The organism is Actinomadura formosensis NBRC 14204 (assembly GCF_001552155.1).
In the GTDB taxonomy this organism is placed as follows: Bacteria; Actinomycetota; Actinomycetes; order Streptosporangiales; family Streptosporangiaceae; genus Spirillospora; species Spirillospora formosensis.
The window spans coordinates 1-3513 of sequence record NZ_BCQQ01000249.1; the positions used below are offsets into that span (position 1 = coordinate 1).

Here is a 3513-nt window from a genome sequence, read left to right on the forward strand (position 1 = left end):
GCTCCACCGCTCCACATTCGGGCGGACCTCGGCGCACAGGCCACCAACCCGCACGCCGCCGACCACGCCGCCATCCCGCTCCGACCGCTGACGCCCTCCAACGAGATCCCGACCGACCCGCCCGCCTCGCCGTCGACCACGTCCGACCGCGCCGAGGGTGGCGCGTCGCAGGGACGTGCGCTCACCAGTAACGAGTTCACCGCGGTTGCCGTGGTCGCCGCGCTGGTGGGCGTGCTGGGGCTGCTGGGGTTCGTCAACAGCTTCGCCGCGGTCGCCGACGCCGCACGCCCCTCGTTCGGCGGGTTGGCGTGGTCGGTGCCGCTCGGTATCGACCTGGGCATTGCGATCTTCGCCGCGCTCGACATCGTTCTTGCCCGGCTGGACATGCGGGTTCGGTGGCTGCGGTTCATCCCGTGGGCGCTGACCGCCGCGACCGTGTACCTGAACGTGGCCGAGGAGTCGACGGTGTTCGGCCGCATCGCGCACGCGGTGCTGCCGGCGCTGTGGGTGTGCGCGGTGGAGATCGCCGCACACGTGATCCGGATCCGCGCCGGCATCGCCGCCGGAACCCGCATGGACGGGATCCGCGCCTCGCGGTGGATCCTCGCCCCGTGGCCCACGCTCAAGCTGTGGCGCCGGATGGTGCTGTGGGAGATCCGCTCCTACCCCGACGCCCTGTCCCGTGAGCGCGCCCGCGTGCTCGCGCTGACCGACCTGCAGGACACCTACGGCCGGTGGGCCTGGCGCCGCCGCGCACCCCGCCGTATCCGCGCCCTGTACCGCCTCGGCGACCTCGCCCCCGCCCCCGAGTCCGGCGGACCGGCCGCCGAGGTGACCGCCGCCCCGTCCACCGGACCGGCGGCGGACCGTCCGGGAGTCGCCGAGGTGGACCGTCCGGCGCTGGAGTCCGGACCGTCCACCACGCCCACCGGTGGACCGTCCGCGACGCGCAAGCGGACGGGGGCACCCAAGAGGGATGGCGGTCCCGGTGGACGGTCCGCCCGCCCGTCCCGCACCCGAAAGACCGGCAAGGCCACGCCGCCGGACGTGGACGACCTCATGCCGCTGGGGTGGCGCATCGCCGCCGACCTGGCCGCCGCTGGCGAGCCCCTGACCCGCAACAGCCTCGCCGCGCGGTTGCGCGGCGCCGGACAGAGCGCCGGTAACGCCCGCGTCGGTGCCCTGCTGGCCCGCCTCAAGACCGAAGCACCCACCGACCCCGCCGACAGCCCGGCCGCCGAGGGAGAGAACGCATCATGAACCACGCCAAGGCCATGGGAGAAGTCGTCCGCCTGCCCGTCAAGCACGCCGACCACGCGGACCACGCCGCCGACACGGCGCCCGACCTCGATGCCCCGGCCACCGGACTGGACGGCATCGGCGACGGCACCCCGCCGACGACTCCGCCCGCGCCGGTCCCGACCGCTGACGACGGCGAGGCGCTTGAGGGCCGCGTGCTGGTGGACCGCCCCGACACGTTCCGGCCGGACGTGCGCGCCCGCCAGATGTCCGGCGAGCGTGCGCAGCGCCGCCCGATCATCGCGCCGTGGCTGCGCGACGCTGCCGAGGCCAAGGCCACCGTGCGGTGGGCCGTCGGCTACGCCGGACACGTCACCGGCTACCACACCGCCCGAATCCCGATGTACTCGCTGCGTCTGGCCGGACGCTCGCCCCGTGGCCTGTTCCGGGTGGTGGCCGGTACGTGGCGGTGGACGTTCGATATCGAGTCCCGGCCGCTGCGCACGCACGCCATCGACCGCCGCAACGATGACGCCTACCTGAAGCTGATGAGCGAGCGCAACGACCGCGTCCGCGCCCGCATGCTCGTCACCAGCGCCGGGCTGGCCGGTGGCGGGCTGGCCGCCATGTCGGTGGCCGCCGCCGGCGGCGTCACCCAAACCGCCGTGCTGGCCGCGCTGGTGGCGCTGCTGGGGTGGATCGGCACGCCCACCGACCGGCGCATCCTCGACACCGCCGTCGTGTCCACCAAGGCGCCCAAGCTCACCTCCGAGATCGTGGTGCGGGCGCTGGCCTCCCTCGGCAACGCCGAGATCAACAAGGCCGTCGGCAAGGGCGGGAGCGGGATCACTTTCCCGGCCCCGATCACCCGTGACGGCCCCGGCTGGCGCGCCGAGGTCGACCTGCCGTACGGGGTGACGGCGACCGACATCATGGAGCGCCGCGACCGCCTCGCCTCCGGCCTGCGCCGCCCGCTGGGGTGCGTGTGGCCCGAACCCGCGCACGACCAGCACGCCGGGCGGCTGGTGCTGTGGGTCGGTGACCAGGACATGAACCAGGTCAAGCCGACCGCCGGACCACTGGCCAAGACCGCCGCCCGCGTGGACCTGTTCAATCCCGTCCCGTTCGGCACCGACCAGCGTGGACGTCCGATCACCGTGGAACTGATGTACGCCAACGCCCTGATCGGCGCGATGCCCGGCATGGGCAAGACGTTCGCGATGCGCGTGCTGGCCCTGGCCGCCGCCCTCGACCCGACCGCCGAACTGCGCGTCTACGAACTCAAAGGCACCGGTGACCTGTCGGCCCTGGAAAAGGTCGCCCACCAGTACGGATCCGGGCAGGATGACGACACCCTCGCCGAGTGCCTCGCTGCGCTGCGCGAACTGCGCAAGGACCTGGAGCGGCGCGCCAAGGCGATTCGCAAGCTGCCCAAGGACATCTGCCCCGAGAACAAGGTCACCCCGGAACTGGCCGCGAAACGGTCGCTGGGCCTGTACCCGTCGGTGTTCATCCTGGACGAGTGCCAGAACCTGTTCGCCCACCCCGACTTCGGTGACGAGGCCGCCCGCCTGGCCATCGACATCATCAAACTCGGCCGCGCCCTCGGCGTGATCCTGCTGCTGGCCACCCAGCGGCCCGACAAGGACTCGCTTCCCACCGGTGTCTCGGCGAACGTCGGGCTGCGGTTCTGCCTGAAGGTCATGGGCCAGACCGAGAACGACATGATCCTGGGCACCTCGATGTACAAGAACGGGATCCGCGCCACCACCTTCACCAAGAAGGACAAGGGCATCGGCTACCTGGCAGGCGAGACCGACGACCCGCAGATCGTCCGCGGCTACTACATCGACAACCCGACCGCCGACCGCATCGCCGACCGCGCCCGCGCGCTGCGCAAGGCCGCCGGCACCCTGACCGGCCACGCCATCGGCGAGGACACGACCCCGGCCGCCGCCGACGGCGCATCCCTGCTGGAAGACCTCGCCGCCGTCATGGCGCCCGGCGAGGACAAGGTCCACTCCCAAGTGCTGGTCGACCGCCTCGCCGAACTCCGCCCGGCCGTCTACGGCCCGTGGACCGACCTCGACCCGACCGGCAAGGCCCGCCAGCTCGCCGCCGCGCTCAAGCCCTACGGCATCGGCACCCCCCAGGTTTGGGGACAGGACGAAACCGGCAAGGGCCGCAACCTCAAGGGCGTCCACCGCGACCACGTCACCGACGCCCTGAACGCCACCCGCCGCACCGACCGGTAGACCGCCGCCGCGCCTCTAG

General features: G+C 72.8%; 2 protein-coding genes. Both read left to right on the top strand.

Annotated elements, in window-relative coordinates; translation table 11 throughout:
* The coding region (locus tag AF1_RS32155; RefSeq protein WP_067808045.1) for a DUF2637 domain-containing protein at positions 1-1260 on the top strand (1260 nt) is incomplete at its 5' end.
* Complete coding sequence (locus AF1_RS32160) at positions 1257-3494, top strand: FtsK/SpoIIIE domain-containing protein (protein WP_084263535.1); 2238 nt, start codon at positions 1257-1259, stop codon at positions 3492-3494. The genes AF1_RS32155 and AF1_RS32160, both read left to right, overlap by 4 nt.
* The last annotated feature ends 19 nt before the right edge of the window (positions 3495-3513 follow it).